The 20,077-nt window shown below is 38.7% G+C and carries 17 protein-coding genes and 2 pseudogenes; 9 read left to right on the top strand and 10 right to left on the bottom strand.

Translation table 11 applies throughout. The annotated features are described in order from the left end of the window. Positions 1–81: 81 nt before the first annotated feature. Together D2C78_03910 and D2C78_03915 are read right to left on the bottom strand one after the other, a co-directional pair. On the bottom strand, positions 82–762 hold the full coding sequence (locus D2C78_03910) for a 16S rRNA (uracil(1498)-N(3))-methyltransferase (protein ID QEF35138.1): 681 nt from the start codon (positions 760–762) through the stop codon (positions 82–84). Beyond that, positions 763–1,194 carry a hypothetical protein gene (locus tag D2C78_03915; GenBank protein ID QEF35139.1) on the bottom strand — a complete coding sequence of 144 codons (432 nt, stop codon included), beginning with the start codon at positions 1,192–1,194 and terminating at the stop codon, positions 763–765. Between the two features lie 55 nt (positions 1,195–1,249). On the opposite strand from D2C78_03915, the pseudogene D2C78_03920 reads away from it, so the two are divergent. From D2C78_03920 to D2C78_03935, 4 genes and pseudogenes are all read left to right on the top strand, one after another. Continuing rightward, a pseudogene (locus D2C78_03920) lies at positions 1,250–2,256 on the top strand (ferrochelatase). A gap of 72 nt (positions 2,257–2,328) precedes the next feature. Continuing rightward, positions 2,329–3,000 carry a thiol:disulfide interchange protein gene (locus tag D2C78_03925; protein QEF35140.1) on the top strand — a complete coding sequence of 224 codons (672 nt, stop codon included), beginning with the start codon at positions 2,329–2,331 and terminating at the stop codon, positions 2,998–3,000. Positions 3,001–3,009: 9 nt separating this feature from the next. Then, positions 3,010–5,820, top strand: coding sequence for a cytochrome C biogenesis protein (locus D2C78_03930; protein QEF35141.1), 2,811 nt, complete (start codon positions 3,010–3,012; stop codon positions 5,818–5,820). Between the two features lie 95 nt (positions 5,821–5,915). After that, positions 5,916–7,157, top strand: a complete 1,242-nt coding sequence (locus D2C78_03935) for a fucosyltransferase (GenBank protein ID QEF35142.1) — start codon at positions 5,916–5,918, stop codon at positions 7,155–7,157. A gap of 14 nt (positions 7,158–7,171) precedes the next feature. On the opposite strand, the pseudogene D2C78_03940 reads toward D2C78_03935, so the two are convergent. The 3 genes and pseudogenes from D2C78_03940 to D2C78_03950 form a co-directional block, all read right to left on the bottom strand. After that, positions 7,172–8,515, bottom strand: a pseudogene (locus D2C78_03940) (NADP-specific glutamate dehydrogenase). 67 nt (positions 8,516–8,582) lie between these two features. Continuing rightward, positions 8,583–9,413, bottom strand: a complete 831-nt coding sequence (gene prmC, locus D2C78_03945; protein ID QEF35143.1) for a peptide chain release factor N(5)-glutamine methyltransferase — start codon at positions 9,411–9,413, stop codon at positions 8,583–8,585. After that, the gene (locus D2C78_03950; protein QEF35144.1) at positions 9,410–10,633 is read right to left on the bottom strand and encodes a M48 family peptidase; all 1,224 of its coding nucleotides are present in this window, start codon (positions 10,631–10,633) and stop codon (positions 9,410–9,412) included. Before D2C78_03950 ends, prmC begins: the two co-directional genes overlap by 4 nt. A gap of 179 nt (positions 10,634–10,812) precedes the next feature. On the opposite strand from D2C78_03950, the gene D2C78_03955 reads away from it, so the two are divergent. Further along, positions 10,813–11,337, top strand: coding sequence for a hypothetical protein (locus D2C78_03955; protein QEF35145.1), 525 nt, complete (start codon positions 10,813–10,815; stop codon positions 11,335–11,337). A 42-nt stretch (positions 11,338–11,379) separates the two neighbouring features. Here D2C78_03955 and D2C78_03960 read toward each other — a convergent pair whose 3' ends face one another. Continuing rightward, a complete protein-coding gene (locus tag D2C78_03960) occupies positions 11,380–12,126 on the bottom strand; it encodes an SPOR domain-containing protein (GenBank protein ID QEF35146.1) in 747 nt (248 codons plus the stop codon). A 204-nt stretch (positions 12,127–12,330) separates the two neighbouring features. Between D2C78_03960 and D2C78_03965 the strand changes: the two genes are divergently transcribed. Genes D2C78_03965 through D2C78_03975 form a run of 3 tightly spaced genes read left to right on the top strand, consistent with a single transcriptional unit; the run spans position 12,331 to position 14,654 of the window. Then, entirely contained in the window at positions 12,331–12,561 is a 231-nt protein-coding gene (locus D2C78_03965) for a DUF904 domain-containing protein (GenBank protein QEF35147.1), read from the top strand. 12 nt (positions 12,562–12,573) lie between these two features. Beyond that, entirely contained in the window at positions 12,574–12,810 is a 237-nt protein-coding gene (locus D2C78_03970; GenBank protein QEF35148.1) for a hypothetical protein, read from the top strand. Next, positions 12,795–14,654: a primosomal protein N' gene (locus D2C78_03975; GenBank protein ID QEF35149.1), complete on the top strand. Its 1,860-nt coding sequence runs from the start codon at positions 12,795–12,797 to the stop codon at positions 14,652–14,654. The genes D2C78_03970 and D2C78_03975 overlap by 16 nt, the downstream gene beginning before the upstream one ends. Positions 14,655–14,715: 61 nt before the next feature. Here D2C78_03975 and cmoA read toward each other — a convergent pair whose 3' ends face one another. Both cmoA and D2C78_03985 read right to left on the bottom strand, forming a co-directional pair. Further along, on the bottom strand, positions 14,716–15,459 hold the full coding sequence (gene cmoA / locus D2C78_03980) for a carboxy-S-adenosyl-L-methionine synthase CmoA (protein ID QEF35150.1): 744 nt from the start codon (positions 15,457–15,459) through the stop codon (positions 14,716–14,718). A 53-nt stretch (positions 15,460–15,512) separates the two neighbouring features. After that, on the bottom strand, positions 15,513–16,154 hold the full coding sequence (locus D2C78_03985) for a superoxide dismutase (GenBank protein ID QEF35151.1): 642 nt from the start codon (positions 16,152–16,154) through the stop codon (positions 15,513–15,515). Between the two features lie 224 nt (positions 16,155–16,378). Between D2C78_03985 and D2C78_03990 the strand changes: the two genes are divergently transcribed. Then, complete coding sequence (locus D2C78_03990; GenBank protein ID QEF35152.1) at positions 16,379–16,879, top strand: thiol peroxidase; 501 nt, start codon at positions 16,379–16,381, stop codon at positions 16,877–16,879. A gap of 255 nt (positions 16,880–17,134) precedes the next feature. Here D2C78_03990 and D2C78_03995 read toward each other — a convergent pair whose 3' ends face one another. After that, positions 17,135–17,632: a chemotaxis protein CheW gene (locus tag D2C78_03995; protein ID QEF35153.1), complete on the bottom strand. Its 498-nt coding sequence runs from the start codon at positions 17,630–17,632 to the stop codon at positions 17,135–17,137. After that, positions 17,629–20,055 carry a hybrid sensor histidine kinase/response regulator gene (locus tag D2C78_04000; GenBank protein QEF35154.1) on the bottom strand — a complete coding sequence of 809 codons (2,427 nt, stop codon included), beginning with the start codon at positions 20,053–20,055 and terminating at the stop codon, positions 17,629–17,631. The genes D2C78_03995 and D2C78_04000 overlap by 4 nt, the downstream gene beginning before the upstream one ends. Between the last annotated feature and the right edge of the window lie 22 nt (positions 20,056–20,077).

Consider the following 20,077-nt stretch of genomic DNA (forward strand, 5'->3'; position numbering starts at 1 on the left):
TTTAAAACTTTGCTTTACTTGAAGCTTTTTAGCAAAAAGTTAAGTTTTTAGAATTTGTTTTTAAAACTTTTGCGATACCTCCTAAATTTGCGCGATACTCGCTATAAACACGCATGCGCTCTCAGATTTTAGCACCATATCTAACGGGATGCGATAAATTTCACGCTCTTTAAAATACCCTCTTTCTTGCTCGCTAAAGCCCCCTTCAGGCCCTATGATAATACCCTTTTCAAAATCCGTGCTTGCAGGTAAGGTTTCGCCCTTAAAATCCAAAACGCTCGCCTTTGGGTAGGCGTTTAGCACCTCTTTAGTGTTTGAAAACACTTCCAATTCCATTAAAGCGCTCCTACCGCATTGCTCGCAAGAATGAATCAAAATCTTTTGAAAGCGCTCTAATTTGGCGCTGTCTATTTTTTCATTGCGTTGGCTAAAATCCGCATAGAATAAACTCAACTTGCTCACGCCTAACTGATTTAAAAAGGGTAGGATTTTTTCAATGCTTTTGATTTCAATCACGCTTAAAATCAAATGCGTTTTTTTACTAGCCATAACCTCTAACGCTTGCGCGCCCACCAGCCTTAAAAGGGCATGTTTTTTAGTGATTTCTGCATGCTCATAGGTGTATAAAAAGCCGTCTTTTAAATTCCTTAAATCCAAACGACTCGCGCTTTTGATACGCCTTGAGCGGTATAAATGGATATAACTCTCGCCTTCTATTTTTAAAGTAGGTTCTTTGGCTAAAGGGTGGTAGACAAAACGCATTCAAAGGCCCATTAACACAACAATAAGAATCGTTTCTAAAAAATACAGGATTTTAGCTTTTTTGATATAGGCTTCCATCCGTTCTTTTTTAGTGATGGCGAATTTCACGCTTTTATGGCGTTTGATTTCTGCAATAAGCATCAACAACAACCCCAAAAGCATGGCAACAGCGCTAAAAGAAAATTCAAATTGCTGCATCGCCCAAATAAAAATCCCGCTCAAAAGAGCGATGCTTAAAAGAATGTAAATCGCTGGCATGACAAGATAGATTTTTTTGTTCAATTGGATGAAATTCTTTTCTTTAAAAAGGGTGTAAAGATTGATCATAAAGGCTAGGGCAAGCAAAGCGGCAAAAAAGGCATGGACAAGCAAGGATTGAGCCATCACAGAAGAATCTTGTGTATTTAATGCTTGCAAACTCATCTCTAACATTAACTTCTTTCTAACGATTTATTTTTTATTAATCGTTTTATTTTAGCATGCACTAATGAATTTGATCAATGAAAAGCTTAATAATTTAGAAAATAACGCCATAAAATCCCCTAAAGAAGCGGTCGTTCTTTTGAATATGGGAGGGCCTAACAGCCTTTATGAAGTGGGGGTGTTTTTAAAAAACATGTTTGATGACCCCTTTATCCTTACCATTAAAAATAATTTCATGCGTAAAATGGTGGGTAAAATGATCGTCAATAGCCGCATAGAAAAATCCAAAAAAATCTATGAAAAATTAGGGGGCAAATCCCCTTTAACGCCTATCACATTCGCCCTTACAGAGCGTTTGAACGAATTGGATCCTTCTCGCTTTTACACTTATGCGATGCGTTATACCCCCCTTATGCGTCTATGGTCTTGCAAGATTTAGCTTTAAAAGAGGTAGAAAGCTTGGTGTTTTTTTCCATGTATCCGCAATATTCTAGCACGACCACCCTTTCTAGTTTCAATGACGCTTTTAACGCCCTAAAATCCTTAGAAACTTTCCGCCCCAAAGTGCGAGTCATAGAACGCTTTTATGCTGACAACAAGCTTAATGAAATCATTTTGAACACGATTTTAAGCGCCCTAAACAACCGCAAAAGCCAGGACTTTGTCTTAATCTTTTCCGTCCATGGCTTACCTAAAAGCGTTATTGATGCCGGCGATACTTACCAGCAAGAATGCGAACACCATGTGAGCTTGTTAAAAGAGTTGATACAGCAAAAAAATATCCCTTTTAAAGAAGTTTTACTCTCTTACCAATCCAAATTAGGGCCTATGAAATGGCTAGAGCCAAGCACTGAAGAATTGATAGAAAAACACCGCAAGTCTCATGTTATCATCTATCCTTTGGCTTTCACGATTGACAATTCTGAAACGCTCTATGAATTAGACATGCAATACCGCTTGATGGCAGAGCGCTTGGCAATTAAGGAATATTTAGTTTGCCCATGTTTAAACGATTCCATAGAATTTGCAAAATTTATCATTGAATTAGTGAAAAACCTTAAAAGTGAGTGAAATTTGCATAAAAAACGATTATTATAGTAAAATACCGAGTTTTCAAATCTATTAAAAAATAAAGGTTATTACATGTTTTCACTCTCTTATGTTTCTAAGAAATTTTTAAGCGTGTTGCTATTGATTTCGCTGTTTTTAAGCGCTTGCAAGTCCAACAATAAGGACAAGTTAGATGAAAATCTTTTAAGCTCTGGCTCTCAAAGCTCCAAAGAATTGAACGATGAGCGAGACAATATAGACAAAAAGAGCTACGCCGGTTTAGAAGATGTTTTTTTAAACAACAAGTCTATTAGCCCTAACGATAAATACATGCTTTTAGTTTTTGGCCGTAATGGTTGCTCCTATTGTGAAAGGTTTAAAAAAGATCTCAAGAATGTCAAAGAATTGCGCGACTATGTTAAAGAGCATTTTAGCGCTTACTATGTCAATATCAGCTATTCTAAAGAGCATGATTTTAAAGTCGGCGATAAGGATAAAAATGATGAAAAAGAAATCAAAATGTCCACAGAAGAATTAGCACAAATTTATGCCGTCCAATCCACCCCTACGGTTGTTTTATCCGATAAAACCGGTAAAACCATCTATGAATTGCCCGGCTATATGCCCTCCACACAATTTTTAGCCGTGTTAGAATTTATCGGCGATGGGAAGTATCAAGACACGAAAAACGATGAGGATCTCACTAAAAAATTAAAGGCTTACATCAAGTATAAAACCAACCTTTCTAAGAGCAAGTCCAACTAGGGAATGAGAATGAAAAACCTTAAGAGCTTGCTCTCTTTTTTGTTCGCTTCTTTTTGGGTCGCTATCCCTTTAATCGCGCTCTATGCCTTAGCGTGCGCGATAGCCACTTTTATAGAAAACGATTACGGCACGAGCGCGAGTAAGGCGATTGTGTATAACACCCCTTGGTTCAATTTCTTGCATGCGTATTTGTTGGTGGTTTTAATAGGCACATTCATTAAATCTAAAGCTTTGGAGCGCAAAAGGTATGCGAGCCTTTTTTTCCACAGCTCTTTGATTTTCATCATTTTAGGGGCAGCCATCACGCGTTTTTTTGGCGTAGAAGGGCTTATGCATGTGCGAGAAAATAGCGCACAAAGCTCTTTTGAAAGCGCGGACACTTACCTTAATATCACCCTAAACGACGAAAAAAAACTTTCTTTAAAAACGCCTTTAACTTTTTATTATTCCAAACGATTAAAACCCATTCATGCCACTTTAGATCACAAGCCTTTGATTTTAGAACCTTTAGAGATCTACAAGCAAAACGCCATTAAAAAAGATGACGCTACTATTTTAGTGTTAAAAGCGACCTATAATGGCGTGAGCCACAAATTCAACCTTATTAAAAACAACAGGAATGAAGGCATAGAAGAAAGCGAGATGTTTAAAGACGACAAGCTCTCTTTAAGTTTTGGATCCGCTTACATTGAATTGCCCTTTCAAATCAAACTGAAGCGTTTTGAATTAGAGCGTTACGCCGGCTCTATGAGCCCTTCATCTTACGCTTCAGAAGTGGAAGTTTTGAAACTGGATAACACTTTAATCAAACCTTATAGGATTTTTATGAACCATGTTTTAGATTATGAAGGCTATCGATTTTTCCAATCTTCCTATGATACGGATGAAAAAGGCACGATCCTTTCTGTCAATAAAGACCCGGGTAAAATCCCCACTTATTTAGGGTATGCGATGCTTATTTTGGGGGCTTTGTGGTTGCTTTTGGATAAAAACGGGCGTTTTTTAAAGCTTTCACGCTTTTTAAAATCCCAACAAGTTGCTAGTTTCTTGCTCGCTTTAATTCTAGTCAGCCCTTTTGCTTCTTCGTTCGCCAATGAAGGCCAAATTGACATGCATGGGGGCAAAAGCGCTAAAATTGAGCGACAAAGCGTAGAAAATTCCACTAATAAAGAAGATTCTAAAAGTGCGATTTTAGAGCGTTTGAAACGTTTAAGAGAGTATTCCAAAGACCATTTAAAAGCCTTTCAAAGGCTTCAAGTCCAGGATTTTGACGGGCGTATCAAACCTTTAGACACTATTAGCATTGAATACATTCATAAGATTTTAAAAAAAGATGATTTTCAAGGGCTAAACGCCATGCAGGTGCTTTTAGGGATCATGTTTTTCCCCAATGATTGGCGCAGTATTAAGATGATTTACACTTCTAGTAAAGCCTTAAGAAAGCTTATTGGCACGCCTTTAGATGAGAGTCGTATCGCTTTTAGAGATGTGTTTGATAGCCGTGGGTATAAATTAAAAAATCTGGTTGAAGAAGTCAATCAAAAATCCCCTAACGCGCGCAACGAATTGGATAAAGATGTCTTAAAAGTAGATGAACGCATCAACTTAGTTTATACGCTTTTTAGCGCTCAATTTTTACGCATTTTCCCTAGCGATAAAACCACCGCTTGGCTCTCGCCCATTGAAGCGATCAACAGCCCTAATAAAGAAATTTCAAGCGTGGCAACGGAGTTTTTAAAAAATATTTTTAACGGGTTTGATGACGCTTTAAAAACCAATCAATGGGATAAAGTAGAAAAAACCCTAAAAGATTTAAGCATTTACCAACAAGAGCATGCCAAAAACCTCTATTTACCCTCTTCTAAAGTGGATTCTGAAATTTTTTTAAACCACACCAATTTTTTTAACAGCCTGACTTTGCCTTATATCCTTCTTGGGTTATTGCTTTTTATCGTTGTGATCAGCTCTCTGGTTAAAAACACGATTCCAAATATTTGGCTCACTAAAATCCTTTATATCGCTATTTTGCTTTGCGCGATCGCTCATTCTATGGGGCTTGTTTTGCGCTGGTATGTGAGCGGGCATTCGCCTTGGAGCAACGCTTATGAGTCCATGCTTTATATCGCATGGGCTTCTGTTATCGCAGGGTTTGTTTTACGCTCCAAACTCGCGCTATCGGCCTCTAGCTTTTTAGCCGGTATCGCGCTTTTTGTGGCTCATTTAGGCTTTATGGACCCTCAAATCGGCCCTTTAGTGCCGGTGTTAAAATCCTATTGGCTCAATATCCATGTCTCTGTCATCACCGCTAGTTATGGCTTTTTGGGCTTGTGTTTTGTGCTAGGGATTTTGAGTTTGGTTTTGTTTATTTTGCGCAAACAAGGGCGTTTCAATTTGGACAAAACCATCCTCTCTATTAGCGCTATCAATGAAATGAGCATGATTTTAGGCCTGTTCATGCTCACGGCCGGGAATTTCTTAGGCGGGGTGTGGGCGAATGAATCTTGGGGGCGCTATTGGGGGTGGGACTCTAAAGAAACCTGGGCGTTGATTTCTATTTGCGTCTATGCTTTAATCTTGCATTTGCGTTTTTTAGGCTCTCACAATTGGCCCTTTATTTTAGCGAGCAGCAGCGTGCTAGGGTTTTATTCGGTTTTAATGACTTATTTTGGCGTGAATTACTACCTTTCTGGCTTGCACAGCTATGCCGCAGGCGATCCCTTGCCTATCCCTACTTTCTTATACTTTTTGGTAGCGATACCTTTCGCTCTCGTGATTTTGGCGTATTTCAAACGCCATTTGAGTTTGCCTAAATTGGTTTAAAGGATAACCATGTTTCAGCCCCTATTAGACGCCTTTATAGAAAGCGCTTCCATTGAAAAAATGGCCTCTAAATCTCCCCCCCCCTAAAAATCGCTGTGGCGAATTGGTGGGGAGATGAAGAAATTAAAGAATTTAAAAAGAACATTCTTTATTTTATCCTAAGCCAACGCTACACAATCACCCTCCACCAAAACCCCAACAAACCCTCAGATCTAGTTTTTAGCAATCCCCTTGGAGCAGCCAGAAAAATCTTATCCTATCAAAACACTAAAAGGGTGTTTTACACTGGTGAAAACGAAGTCCCTAATTTCAACCTCTTTGATTACGCCATAGGCTTTGATGAATTGGATTTTAACAATCGTTATTTGAGAATGCCTTTATATTATGATAGGCTACACCATAAAGCCGAGAGCGTGAATGACACCACTGCGCCTTACAAGATTAAAGACAACAGTCTTTATGCTTTAAAAAAACCCTCCCATCATTTTAAAGAAAACCACCCCCATTTATGCGCAGTGGTGAATGATGAGAGCGATCCTTTGAAAAGAGGGTTTGCGAGCTTTGTCGCAAGCAACCCTAACGCCCCTATAAGGAACGCTTTCTATGACGCTTTAAATTCTATAGAGCCAGTTACTGGGGGAGGGAGCGTGAAAAACACTTTAGGCTATAACGTCAAAAACAAGAGCGAGTTTTTAAGCCAATACAAATTCAACCTGTGTTTTGAAAACACTCAAAATTATGGCTATGTAACTGAAAAAATCATTGACGCTTATTTCAGCCACACCATTCCTATTTATTGGGGGAGTCCTAGCGTGGCGCAAGATTTTAACCCTAAGAGTTTTGTAAACGTTTGTGATTTTAAAAACTTTGATGAAGCGATTGATTACGTGAGATACTTGCACACGCACCCAAACGCCTATTTAGACATGCTCTATGAAAACCCTTTAAACACCCTTGATGGGAAAGCTTACTTTTACCAAGATTTGAGTTTTAAAAAAATCTTAGATTTTTTTAAAACGATTTTAGAAAACGATACGATTTACCACAAATCCTCAACATCTTTCATGTGGGAGCGTGATCTGCATAAGCCGTTAGTATCCATTGATGATTTGAGGGTTAATTATGATGATTTGAGGGTTAATTATGATGATTTGAGAATTAATTATGATGATTTGAGAATTAATTATGATGATTTGAGAATTAATTATGAGCGCCTTTTACAAAACGCTTCACCTTTATTAGAACTCTCTCAAAACACCTCTTTTAAAATCTATCGCAAAGCTTATCAAAAATCCTTACCCTTGCTATGTGCCATAAGGAAGTGGGTTAGAAAATAGGTTTGTAAAACCAATCAAACCCCTTGCGCTATCATCGCCGACGCTACTTTTCTAAAACCAGCGATATTAGCCCCTAAAACAAAATTAGTAGGGTCTTTAAACTCTTTAGCGGTTTGAGAAACATTCTTATAAATCTCTTTCATGATGTGGTGCAATTTCGCATCCACCACTTCAAAACTCCAAGGGTGCATGCTCGCATTTTGCGCCATTTCCAAGCCGCTCACGCTCACCCCCCAGCATTAGCCGCCTTGCCTATGCCATAAGAAATCTTAGCCTGCAAAAACAATTCAATCGCTTCATTGCTTGAGGGCATGTTCGCCCCTTCAGCCACGCATTTGCACCCGTTAGAAAGGAGGGTTTTAGCGTCTAAAACGCTCAATTCATTCTCGGTCGCGCTAGGAAAAGCCGCAAAACAAGGCACATGCCATATAGCATTCCCCCTTTGGGGTAATTTTCTATGGGGGTGTATTTCGCGCTTGGTTTTTGTAGGGCGTATTCTTTGATCCTCCCACGACGCGCTTCTTTAATCTCTTTCAAAAGCTCTAAATCAATGCCGTCTTTATCATAAATCATGCCATTAGAATCGCTCGCCGTTACCGGTTTAGCCCCTATTTGAAGCAATTTTTCAATGGTATAAATAGCGACATTACCGCTCCCAGAAACGCTGCAAACCTTACCCTCTAAAGAGCTGTTCCTTTCTTGCAGCATTTCTTCAGCAAAATACACGCACCCATAACCGGTAGCTTCTTTTCTGCACAAGCTCCCCCCATAAGTGAGCCCCTTACCGGTCAATACGCCCTCAAAACGATTGACTAATTTTTTATATTGCCCAAACAGATAGCCAATCTCTCTTTCGCCCACTCCAATATCCCCGGCTGGCACATCAGTCGTGGCTCCAATATGGCGGTATAATTCATTCATGAACGCCTGGCAAAAACGCATGATCTCATGCTCGCTCTTCCCTTTAGGGTCAAAATCGCTCCCCCCTTAGCGCCCCCCATAGCCAAAGTGGTGAGCGAATTTTTCAACACTTGCTCAAAGCCTAAAAACTTGATCACGCTTTCATTCACGCTAGGGTGGAATCTCAAGCCCCCCTTATAAGGGCCAATAGCCGAATTGAATTCAACCCTACACCCCCGATTGACTTGGATTTGATGGTTATCATCTAGCCAACACACCCTAAAAAAAATCTCCCTTTCAGGCTCAATCAAACGCTCTAAAATCGCATGCTTTTCATAGCTTTTATCGCTGTCTAAAAGGGGTTTTAACGAAGTGATAGCTTCATAGACGGCTTGATGGAACTCTTTTTGATAGGGGTATTTTTTCTGTAAAGATTGGAGAATTTTTTCAACATACATGAGCGGCATCCTTTATTGTTTTTAAGTGTTTTTATTGTAACACTAAAAGGGTAATTAAGTTTTAACCTTATTTTAAAAAACTTTTTAAAACGCCCACAAACCCTCTATCAAAGCCGCTCAAATCCTTGTAAAACTTTGCATCATAACCGCAAAACTCCAAGCATTCTTTCAAGCTTTTTAACTGGTCATACCCCATTTCACAAGCCAAAAAAGGGATTTTTAATTCAGCAGCTAAAAAAACGATTTCTTTTAAGATTTCATCGCCTTTAACCCCCCCAAAAAGGGCTTTGTGCGGTTCTTTAAGGACGGATTTTTCCAAAGGATAACCTCTAGCGATATAGGGCGGGTTAGAGACAAGCATTTCTATCGTTGGCATGCGATCCCAAAGGCGCGTTTGTTTTAAAAAAACACGCTCTTTTAAATTAAAGCGTTCAATGTTTTTTAACGCCACTTCTAAAGCTCTTGGTGAAATATCGCTCGCATAAATAGAGAGATTGGGGTTTTCTAAAGCCAAACTAACAGACACGCATCCGCTCCCTATACCGATTTCGCCTATTTCTTTTAAATGGTATTGAGAAATAATATCAAGGGCTTTTTGGACTAAAATCTCGGTTTCAGGCCGTGGGATTAAAACATGCTCATTCACAAAAAAAGAACGCCCATAAAAATCACAGCTTCCTAATAAATACTCTATGGGGCAGTCATTCAATCGCTTTCCTACCAATTCAAAAAAGCATGCTTCTTCTTCGTGGTTTAACTCTAAATGGGCATGCGTGTGCAAAAAAACCCTTTCTTTTTGCAAGACAAAGCCTAATAAAATTTCAGACTCCAAGCCCCCCCTAAAGCCTTTTGGCGATAATTCTTTTTTGGCTTTATTTAGGGCTTGTGAAAGGGTCATTCAATTTCATAATCCAAAGCTTTCAAGCGTTCTAATAGGGGCGGGTGGGTGAAATGCAAGAAAACATAAAAAGGGTGCGAATAGGGGAACGCTTTATTCTCGCTCATAATAGACACTAACGCTTTGGCTAAAACCTCTTTAGAGCTTAAACTCGCCCCAAACTTGTCCGCATTGTATTCGTTCTTTCGGCTAAAAAACCCGATCAAAGGCATGGCGTAAAAGGAAAACACCGGCAAAAACAAGAGTAAAATCGTAATCAAACTCGCTGGCGTTTGTGAGACATTAAAGCCTTCAAAAACAATCGGTGGCAAATGAGCGATCAAAGCAAAAACAAGAGCGAGCAAGCCTCCCATAATCCCTAAACTTTTCAACAAATCCTTATTTTTAAAATGCCCTAATTCATGCCCCAAAATGGCTAAAAGCCCTTCTGTCCCAACTTTAGAGATCAAAGTATCAAACAACACCACCCGCTTGTTTTTACCCAAACCCCCAAAATACGCATTCAAACGCCCGTCCCTCTTGCTAGCGTCCATCACAAAAATGCCTTGAGATTTAAAACCCACCTTATCCATCATGCCCTCAATTTGACTCTCTAAATCCCTATTGTTCAAGGGGGTGAATTGGTTGAAAAGCTGAGCGATTTTAGGGTAAAAAAGATTAGCTAATATCATAAAAACAAACACGACAAAAAACGAGCTAATCTCCCAATGTTCCACATGTTCAATGATCATAATAAGAGTGTAAATCAACAACAACCCCACGCTTAAAGTGAGCGATAACCCTTTGAAAAAATCCTTGAAAAACAACGACAAGCTCACCTTAGAAAAGCCAAATTCTTTATCCAAATGCATGGTGGTGTAGTAGCTAATGGGTAAAGCTAAAACGCTTTGAATCGCTAAAAACAACAAAGCAAACACCAAGTAGCCTAGCGTTTCAGGAAGGTTTAAATAATGCGTGAGATCTTCTAAATGCGTCAAACCAAAAAAGACCCACCCAGCAAAGATGATTCCGTCTAAAATTTGAGAAATAATGGATAATTGCATTTTCCTAATGGCATAATGACCCGCTTCTTCATAATCTTTTTGTGGGAGCAAAACAGGCTTCTCGCAGAGCTTTTGACGGATAAATTTCAATTGCAAAATATCGCCTACAATGTAAGGAGTCGTAAAAAAGAGCAAATAAAAAATACAAATTATCATATCTATCCATATGTCAAACATGTTCCAAACTCCTTTCTCCATTAAATTTACCAATAAAAGTGTAGGAATTATAACAATTTTTCAAAAATTTACCATAAAATTAAATAAGTATGGTAGAAAAAAGAGGCTGTTTTTGAGCGTTTTTAATCCAATCGTAAAAAGCTGTGTTATCCAACCCGCTATCAATAAAAAGGTCCGTCATGCCCTATTCTTTTAAAAAGCGTTTTTTAATCGTTTACGCCATTTCTACCTTGCTTTTAGTGGGGGTTTTGTTAGCGTTATTTTTCTTTTATGCGAAAAATAACCTTTTAGAAAACACCCAAATACGCATGCAATACACCGCTGATGCGATCGCTAAAAGCCTTTTAGAGTTGGATAATGCCTCTTCTTTAGAGCCTTTAAAAATCTTAGAAGAACGATTCAAAAACACCCCCTTTGTCTTATTAGACGCAGACAACCAAGTCAAGTTTTCTAATATCGGGGCGTTTGTGGCCTCTTTTAAAAATGACGCCTTGATCAAAACCCCTTATTTTGCACTTAAAAAACAGGGTTTTTACCTCACAGACAGCGCCCCAACTAACCGCTTAGGGGTTTCTAAAATCATTATTGCAGAAGAAGAAATTCAAAAAAATTTTATCCCCCTTTATAAAATGATAGGCTATGTGTTTTTGGGTGCGAGTTTGTTTGTCGCGCTAATAGCTAGGTGGCTTTATCAAATCCAATAAAACTATAGATTTGTTTTCATCAAATAGGGATAGCTAAAACGATTACTTTTCCACCAACACAGGCTTATTTTTAAAGCTTTTAAGCGCATTTTCAAGCTGTTTTAGGGCTTCTTCTTTCGTTTTATAAGGGCCAATCAAATAATGCGTGAGGGAGTCTTTTTTCTTTATTTGGTAAGGGAAAGTTTTGAGCGTTTGCAAAAAATCCTTACTGGGCGCGTTCAAAAAAGCCCCAATTTGCAAGTAATACCCTTTAGGGATACTCGTATCTTTTAAGCTGGGTTTTACTAAGCTCTTTTTATTTTCGTTTTTAGGCGGCTCTTTTGTTAAAGGTTGGGATTGCTTAGTGGCAACCTCTTGTTTATGGGCTTTCTTGATTTTTCTTTTCACCTTTTTGCTTTCTATATAAAAATCATATAAATCATGGATTCTTTGCTTCACATAAGCTTCATAGCAATTCTTATAAATCGGGCTATTTTCAATAGAAGCTTTGGGGCTTATTAGCATAACCAACGCCACGCATTCTTCATGGGCGACTTTGAGCCATTCTTCTTCGCTTTGCTCTAGGATTTCTTTGATTTTAGGGAACTCATACTGCGTGCCTTTTCCCATATTTTCTAACATTTTGATAAGTTCTTCATGGACTTGATCGAGCCTTAATTGGATAGGGGGTAAATTTTTGGGCGTATTTTGAACGCTTTTAAGATCCGCTTTTTTGTCCTCTAAACCAACAGTGTTTCTTAAAAAGAGGAAAACCAACAACAGAGTCATTTTTAATATACTTTTTTGCATTCACCACTCCCATGTCAAGCTTTCTGTCTTATTGCTTTATGGTAATCAAAAATAATACTAAATACCGCCATAAGAATGGTTTAAAAACATGGGGTTTTAGTTACTTTAATTTTATAGTAAAAGCCATTACCTTAAGGGGATAGGGGTATTTTGCGATAATTTAATAGCTTTGATATAATAACTTTTGAAAACCATGAAAGGCTTATGATGCAATCTTTAAGTTTATTAAACCAATTGGGCACTAAAATTGATGAATTGATTGAAAAAATCCAAAAACAAGAAGAAGAGTTGAACGCTTTACGCCAAGCAAACACCACCCTGAATGCGCAAAATGAAGAAAAAGACATTCAAATCGCTATTTTATACGATGAATTGAGCGCTAAAGATAAGGGTATTCAAGGTCTTTATGACAAAATCTCTGATTTATTGTCATAAACCATTAAAAACATGTCTTTAGAAAACGATAGTTTAGAAATCACTTATTTAGGCAAACGCTATAAAATCTCTCTCAATAACACCTTTAGCGATGAGATGAAACGCACCCTAAAGGAGCGTTTCCATAACCAAGAATTAAACGCCTTAGAGCTTTTGAAGGATTATTTGCATGAAAGTTGTCAAAACGAGTATTTGCATAATGAACTCCAAAAGCTTTTAGAAAAAATCTCATCATGTTCTATCACTTGATCGCTCCTTTAAAAAATAAAACCCCCCCTTTAACTTACTTTTCTAAAGAGCGACACCTTAAAGGAGCGTTAGTCAATATCCATTTAAGGAATAAAACGCTTTTGGGCGTCGTTCTTGAAGAAGTTTCAAAACCCTCTTTTGAATGCCTAGAATTGGAAAAAACCCCTTATTTTTTACTCCCTTTTCAAATGGAGCTCGCTATTTTTATCGCTCAATATTACTCGGCTAATCTTTCTTCAGTCTTAAGCCTTTTCACCCCTTTTAAAGAATGCGATTTAGTGGGGTTAGAAAAAATTGAGCCTACCCTCAATGTTTTAAGCCAAACGCAAACCAACGCTTTAAAAGAATTGCAAAAACATTCAGCAAGCTTGCTCTTTGGCGATACGGGTAGCGGGAAAACCGAGATTTATATGCATGCAATCGCTCAAACTTTAGAGCAAAAAAAAAGCGCTTTGTTGTTAGTGCCAGAAATCGCTCTCACCCCTCAAATGCAACAACGCCTTAAAAGGGTCTTTAAAGAAAATTTAGGCTTGTGGCATAGCAAACTCTCTCAAAATCAAAAAAAACAATTTTTAGAAAAGCTTTATTCGCAAGAAATCAAATTAGTGGTAGGCACACGAAGCGCGTTGTTTTTGCCCCTTAAGGATTTGGGTTTGATCATTGTAGATGAAGAGCATGACTTTTCTTATAAATCCCATCAAAGCCCTATGTATAACGCTAGGGATTTATGCTTGTATTTATCCCATAAATTCCCTATTCAAGTGATTTTAGGCTCTGCTACGCCAAGTTTGAATAGTTACCAACGCTTTAAAGATAAGGCTTTAGTGCGCTTAAAGGGGCGCTACACCCCCACGCAAAAAAACATTATTTTTGAAAAAACCGAGCGTTTTATCACGCCCAAACTCCTAGAAGCGCTAAAACAGGTCCTAGACAAAAACGAGCAAGCCATTATTTTTGTGCCTACAAGGGCTAATTTTAAAACCTTGCTGTGCCAAAATTGTTACAAAAGCGTTCAATGCCCCTTTTGCAGCGTGAATATGAGTTTGCATTTAAAGACCAACAAACTCATGTGCCATTATTGCCATTTTTCAAGCCCTATCCCTAAAATTTGCAGCGCGTGTCAAAGCGAAGTTTTAGTGGGTAAAAGGATAGGCACCATGCAAGTGTTGAACGAGTTAGAAGGCCTTTTGAAAGGCGCTAAAATAGCGATTTTGGATAAAGATCACACCAGCACGCCAAAAAAACTCCACAATATTTTAAACGATTTCAACGCTCAAAAAACGAATATCTTAATCGGCACTCAAATGATAAGCAAAGGGCATGATTACGCTAAAGTGAGTTTAGCGGTTGTTTTAGGCATAGACAATATCATTAAATCTAATAGTTATAGGGCTTTAGAAGAAGGCGTGTCGTTACTTTATCAAATCGCTGGGAGGAGCGCTAGGCAAATTTCTGGCCAAGTGTTCATTCAAAGCACCGAAACCGATCTATTAGAAAATTTCTTAGAAGATTATGAAGATTTTTTACAATACGAATTGCAAGAAAGGTGCGAACTCTACCCGCCTTTTTCAAGGCTGTGTTTGTTGGAGTTTAAGCATAAAAACGAAGAAAAAGCCCAACAATTGAGCTTAAAAGCCTCTCAAACCCTTTCTTTGTGTTTAGAAAAGGGCGTAACGCTCTCCAATTTCAAAGCCCCCATTGAAAAAATCGCTTCTTCTTATCGCTACCTTATTTTATTGCGCTCCAAAAACCCTTTAAGCCTAATCAAAAGCGTGCATGCGTTTTTAAAATCCGCCCCTAGTATCCCTTGCAGCGTGAACATGGATCCTGTGGATATTTTTTAAAACATTTAAGTTTTATATCTTATTTTAAAAAACTCATGTTTGATATATTATTTTAAAAAACTTAAGTTTTTCTGGCGGCTAACAGCGTGAAATTCACCCATTTAAACACCGCTTCCACATGCTTAAACCCCACGCTTTCTAAAAGCGCGATATTTTCTTTTAAACTATAAGGCACAAGCACATTTTCTAACGCTTCCCTTTTGAAAGCGATTTCATTGTGGCTGTAGCCTTGATTCTGTTTATAAAGGTAGTATAGCTCTATCATTTGCTTGTCTAATATCCGATCTTCGCTCATGATCTTTTCGCCCACCAATAAAACCCCATTCAACGCAAGGCTGTTATAAATCTTTTTGAGCAACACCTCTCTTTGCATGGGGCGGACAAATTGCAACACAAAAAGCAATGAAAACGCGCTCGCTTCTTTAAACTCAACCTCTAAAAAATCCATGCATTCAAAACGGACATTGTTAAAATCTTTTAATTTTTCTTGCGCTTTTTTGAGCATGGGCATGGAATTGTCAATCCCTACAAGCTCAATATCTTGTTGGATTTGCCGGTTAAGCGCGATAAAAAAGTTTCCGGTAGAACAGCCCAAATCATAAATCAAGGGCTTAGGCAAGGGCTTAGGCAAGGATTTAGGATTGATATTTTCTTTTAAATTTTGAGCGATAAAATACGCTCCCAGATTCAACATTTCATGATAATAGGGGATGGAACGCTCCAGCATGTCGTCAAAAACATGGGCGACTTTCTCATCAAAACAAAAGCGTTTGTTTAGGGATTGATTAAACAGAGTGTCTTTCATTCAAAAAAGAAGCGTGGTTTAAAAATCTTTAAACCACAATAGCCGTGTAACGCTTAAGCTTTTTTATGCACCAACTCATTGATGTAGTAATCCACTGAGCCTAAGCCTTCTTTTTTCGCCCACTCATAGCATTGAGAAACAAAATGCCAATTAATATGCCCATAGAATTTTTCCAAATACACAGGGCGTGCGTTTTTGTGGTCAATATAATAAGCATGCTCCCACACATCCACCACTAAAAGCGGCACTTTTTTATCCGTAACCGGGGTTTGAGCGTTGCTGGTTTGAATGATTTCAATTTTTTGAGTGTCTGAATTATACGCTGCCCAATTCCAACCAGAGCCAAACAAAGTGGTCGCGCTCTTAATGAAGTCTTCTTTAAATTTTTCCAACGATCCGAAATCTTTTTCTAAAGCCCCTTTTAACTCATCGCTTAGGGCAGTCGCTTTTGGGCTTAGGCAATCCCAATAAAAATCGTGGTTGTAAATTTGAGCGGCGTTATTGAACACGCCTCCGCTAGACTTCGTCAAAATAGCAAACAAAGAACTTTTCTCAAAATCCGTGCCTTTGATGAGATTGTTCAAATTATTCACATAAGTTTGATGGTGTTTCCCATGGTGGAAATCAAACGCTACAGGGCTTAAAAAATCTCCCATGCTGTCTTTAGCAAAAGGCAACTCTCGTAATGTAAACATGTTTTCTCCTTGTGATCAGATAGCCGTATTGTAATCATTTTTTAATACTTTTTGGTAAATCTTTTCTTAAAAATTAAATCGTTATGCAAATTTTATGGATTTTAAGAGGTTTTTTAAAATGAAAACGACTTTTTAAACAAATTCTTTTTAAATTTGTTAAAAGTTAATTTTAATTGACTATTATTCTAACGCAATATAGCAATTCAATTAGAAAGGATTTAACCATGCAAAAAGTTACTTTTAAAGAAGAAACATATCAGTTAGAAGGGAAAACCTTAAAAGTGGGCGATAAAGCCCCTGATGTGAAATTGGTCAATGGCGATTTGCAAGAAGTCAATTTGTTGAAGCAGGGCGTGCGTTTTCAGGTCGTTAGCGCGCTTCCTAGTTTAACCGGATCGGTTTGCTTGCTCCAAGCCAAACACTTCAATGAGCAAGCCGGCAAACTGCCTTCTGTGAGTTTTAGCGTTATTTCTATGGACTTACCTTTTTCTCAAGGGCAAATTTGCGGTGCTGAAGGCATTAAGGACTTAAGAATCTTAAGCGATTTTAGGTATAAGGCTTTTGGGGAAAATTACGGCGTGCTGTTGGGCAAAGGCTCTTTTCAAGGCTTACTCGCTCGATCGGTGTTTGTTCTTGATGATAAGGGAGTGGTTATCTATAAAGAAATCGTTCAAAATATTTTAGAAGAGCCCAATTATGAAGCGCTTTTAAAAGTGTTGAAATAGGAAATCCTTAAAAAGGAGGGGGCTACAATTTAGTGAATCTCAACGCAAAAAGCCCCACTTATTAAAAAGCGTTGGTGATAAAAACTAAAAAATGAGAGATTCTTTTTAATCCACTTAAAAAAGTTTCACGCTATTTTTAAAAGAAAAGATTAAAAAAGACTCTGTTGTCAATCAAACATTACCGCTTGATTAAAATCAAGCTTTTAATGGAATAAATCTTTCTCAAAACCCATAAGGGTTTGATAGAAAAGGTTTTTAAAAGTCTTTTTTTAAGATTTCTTCCACTCTTAAAATGGTTACAAGTCTGTCGTTTTGTTTCCCAATGCCATAGGTTAAATTGTTGTTATCGCTCAAAGTTTCTGGCACCGGATCAATATCCGTTTGCTTGATGCGAATGGCTTCAGTCAAGCGATCTATGAAAAATCCAGCGATCTGATCGTTATGGCGCACCACCAAATAACGAGTGTCTTTATTTTGCTTTTCAGCTTTCAAGCCAAATTTTAAACGCAAACTGATCAACGGGAAGACATTACCCCTTAAATTGAACACACCAAGCACATAGTTTGGGGTTTCAGGGACTCGTGTGTAACCAATGGGTTTGACGATTTCTAAAATATTCAAAATGGGAATGGCGTATTCTTCATCGCCAATAATAAAGCCGATGAATTGTAAAATTTCTTCATTGTCTTCTGGTTTGGAACCTGCATTAGCTTCTTTTTGTCTTTCAAATAAATCTTTTAATTGGTTGCTCACGATTCGCCTCCTTCTAATTTAATGCTGCGTTTCACTACGGTGGTTAAATACTCACCGCTATAAGGTTTGGTGATGTATTCAGTCATGCCGGATTCAACGCCACGCATCCTATCGGTTTTAGTTACCCGACTGGTTACTGCAATCAAAGGCAGGTTTTTGAATTTATTGTATTTACGCACTTCAGAAGCGAAAGTGTAGCCGTCCATCTTGGGCATTTCAATATCCACTAAAATAGCGTCCGGAATCTTATCGCCATTTTTAAGCATTTCTAAGCCTTCTAACCCGTTAGTGGCTTCTAAAAGCGTGATGCCTAATGGTTTTAAACATTTGCGGATAATCGCTCTGTCCGTGCTGCTGTCATCAATCGCTAAGACAATATAATCGCTAGGGGAATTTTTGCTCTTGGTGTTTTCGGATTCATTCATCAAGGTAGTGATATTGACCTTGATGCTTTTTGCCATATCCATCATCGCCCCCACATCTACAATAAGAGTGATTTTCCCATCGCCTCTCACCGTAGCGCCAGCAATGCCTCTAGTGTTTTTAAGATAGTAACCTAAAGATTTGATGACCACTTCTTCTTGACCGATTAAATAATCCACGATCACGCCAATTTTTTGATCAGCCAAGCCAATGATAACCACATACACATCTGAATTGGATTCCAAAATAGCATCCACTTTAAAAATATCAGAAAGGCGCACCAAAGAAAGCACCTCATCTCTCAAACGCAACACGCTCTTGCCATCAACGGTGTAAATTTCGTCCTGGCTGATGCGCACGGTTTCTAAAACTGAAGAAAGCGGGATAGCGTAATATTCTTCTTGAACGCCCACGAGTAAAGCTTGAATGATAGCTAAAGTGAGAGGGATTTTAAGTTTTTGAGTCGTGCCTACCCCCACTTCTGAATCGATTTCAATGATCCCATTGAGCTTTTCAATATTGGTTTTCACCACATCCATGCCCACGCCTCTGCCTGAGACATTGGAAACGACTTTTGCGGTAGAAAAGCCTGGCTTGAAAATGAGGTTAAACGCTTCCCTATCGCTCATGCCTTCAGCGTCTCTTTCGCTAATCACCCCTTTTTCAACCGCTTTTTCTTTAAGCATCACAGGGTCTAACCCTTTGCCGTCATCAGAGATTTTAATCACAATGTGGTTACCCTCATTATACGCGCTCAATTGCACTTTACCGGTTTCAGGCTTGTTAAGCCTTCTTCTTTCTTCTAAAGGCTCAATCCCATGATCGCATGAGTTGCGGATGATGTGAATGAGCGGATCGCCAATCTCTTCTACAATGGATTTGTCTAATTCGGTTTCTTCGCCCTCAATGATCAATTCAATGCTTTTGCCTAATTCCCGGCTCAAATCCCTTACCATGCGAGGGAATTTATTGAACACCTTGCCCACTGGTTGCATCCTGGTTTTCATCACCGCAAGTTGCAAGTCTGTCGTTACCGCTGAAATAGAAGAGACCACCTGGTTTAATTCCTCTAAAAACTTTTCCCCATCATAGCGTTCTTCCACATCGCTATAAATCCTGATCAAGCGATTTTTTCCTAACACAAGCTCACCGATTAAATTCATCAAGTGATCCAAGCGGCGCACATCCACCCTAACGGTTTGTTCCACGCCAATAGAGGGGGCTTTATTTTCTTCAGTATCGGCTTTAGCCTTAGCTTTAGTTTCGGTTTTAGGGGCTTTGGGGGTTTCTGTTTTAGGGGCTTCTTTTGTTGGGGTAACTTCTTGTTTGGCTTCTTGTTTTTTTTGGGCTCTTCGTTCTTTATCGGCCTCTTGGCGTTTGTTCAGCAACCGTTCAATCTCCGCTTCCACTTCTTCAGCGCTCATGTTAGCGTAATCCAAATCCGGCTCATCGGCTAGCGGGTTATCGCTTGCGGGATTTTCTGCAGTAGGGGCTTTTGCCTTGTTTTCTTTATTTTCTTCTTTCGCTTCTTCTTTTGCTTCTTCTTTCGCTTCTTTTTGGGGGGTTTCTTTAGTCCCTGAAGTTTCTTTAGCGCCCTCTAAATTTTGGCTCGTGATGGCTTGAAGCTGTTTGACTGCTTCTTCAATCTCGTTTTCCTTGCCGTTATTGGTATCCGATCCGGTATCTCTAATCGTTACGAGTAAAGTTTTCATCAAATCAATGGAACGCAACACGACATCCATAATATCAGGCGTGATCTTGATTTCGCCCTTTCTGGCGCGATTCAAGACATCTTCCATGTTGTGCGTGAGGTGCGTGAGAATGTTAAGATTCAAAAATGAGCTAGAGCCTTTAATGGTGTGGGCCACTCTAAAAATGCGATTGAGCAAGTCCAAATCCTCAGGGTTATGCTCCAATTCCACTAAATCCTGATCCAATTGCTCGTTCATTTCAAAGGCTTCAATCAAGAAGTCTTCCATTATTTCTTGCAAATCATCCATTTAAAACCCTTTCTAGCGTTTG

Origin of the sequence: Helicobacter pylori, from assembly GCA_008032935.1 — a bacterium.
Taxonomy (GTDB): domain Bacteria; phylum Campylobacterota; class Campylobacteria; order Campylobacterales; family Helicobacteraceae; genus Helicobacter; species Helicobacter pylori_CX.

Bases quoted from the DNA above. Each gene is read 5' to 3' on its own strand.
- D2C78_03910 (QEF35138.1), bottom strand. From the start codon at position 762: ATGCGTTTTGTCTACCACCCTTTAGCCAAAGAACCTACTTTAAAAATA.
- D2C78_03915 (QEF35139.1), bottom strand. From the start codon at position 1,194: ATGTTAGAGATGAGTTTGCAAGCATTAAATACACAAGATTCTTCTGTG.
- D2C78_03925 (QEF35140.1), top strand. From the start codon at position 2,329: ATGTTTTCACTCTCTTATGTTTCTAAGAAATTTTTAAGCGTGTTGCTA.
- D2C78_03930 (QEF35141.1), top strand. From the start codon at position 3,010: ATGAAAAACCTTAAGAGCTTGCTCTCTTTTTTGTTCGCTTCTTTTTGG.
- prmC (QEF35143.1), bottom strand. From the start codon at position 9,413: ATGACCCTTTCACAAGCCCTAAATAAAGCCAAAAAAGAATTATCGCCA.
- D2C78_03950 (QEF35144.1), bottom strand. From the start codon at position 10,633: ATGTTTGACATATGGATAGATATGATAATTTGTATTTTTTATTTGCTC.
- D2C78_03955 (QEF35145.1), top strand. From the start codon at position 10,813: ATGCCCTATTCTTTTAAAAAGCGTTTTTTAATCGTTTACGCCATTTCT.
- D2C78_03960 (QEF35146.1), bottom strand. From the start codon at position 12,126: ATGCAAAAAAGTATATTAAAAATGACTCTGTTGTTGGTTTTCCTCTTT.
- D2C78_03965 (QEF35147.1), top strand. From the start codon at position 12,331: ATGATGCAATCTTTAAGTTTATTAAACCAATTGGGCACTAAAATTGAT.
- D2C78_03970 (QEF35148.1), top strand. From the start codon at position 12,574: ATGTCTTTAGAAAACGATAGTTTAGAAATCACTTATTTAGGCAAACGC.
- D2C78_03975 (QEF35149.1), top strand. From the start codon at position 12,795: ATGTTCTATCACTTGATCGCTCCTTTAAAAAATAAAACCCCCCCTTTA.
- cmoA (QEF35150.1), bottom strand. From the start codon at position 15,459: ATGAAAGACACTCTGTTTAATCAATCCCTAAACAAACGCTTTTGTTTT.
- D2C78_03985 (QEF35151.1), bottom strand. From the start codon at position 16,154: ATGTTTACATTACGAGAGTTGCCTTTTGCTAAAGACAGCATGGGAGAT.
- D2C78_03990 (QEF35152.1), top strand. From the start codon at position 16,379: ATGCAAAAAGTTACTTTTAAAGAAGAAACATATCAGTTAGAAGGGAAA.
- D2C78_04000 (QEF35154.1), bottom strand. From the start codon at position 20,055: ATGGATGATTTGCAAGAAATAATGGAAGACTTCTTGATTGAAGCCTTT.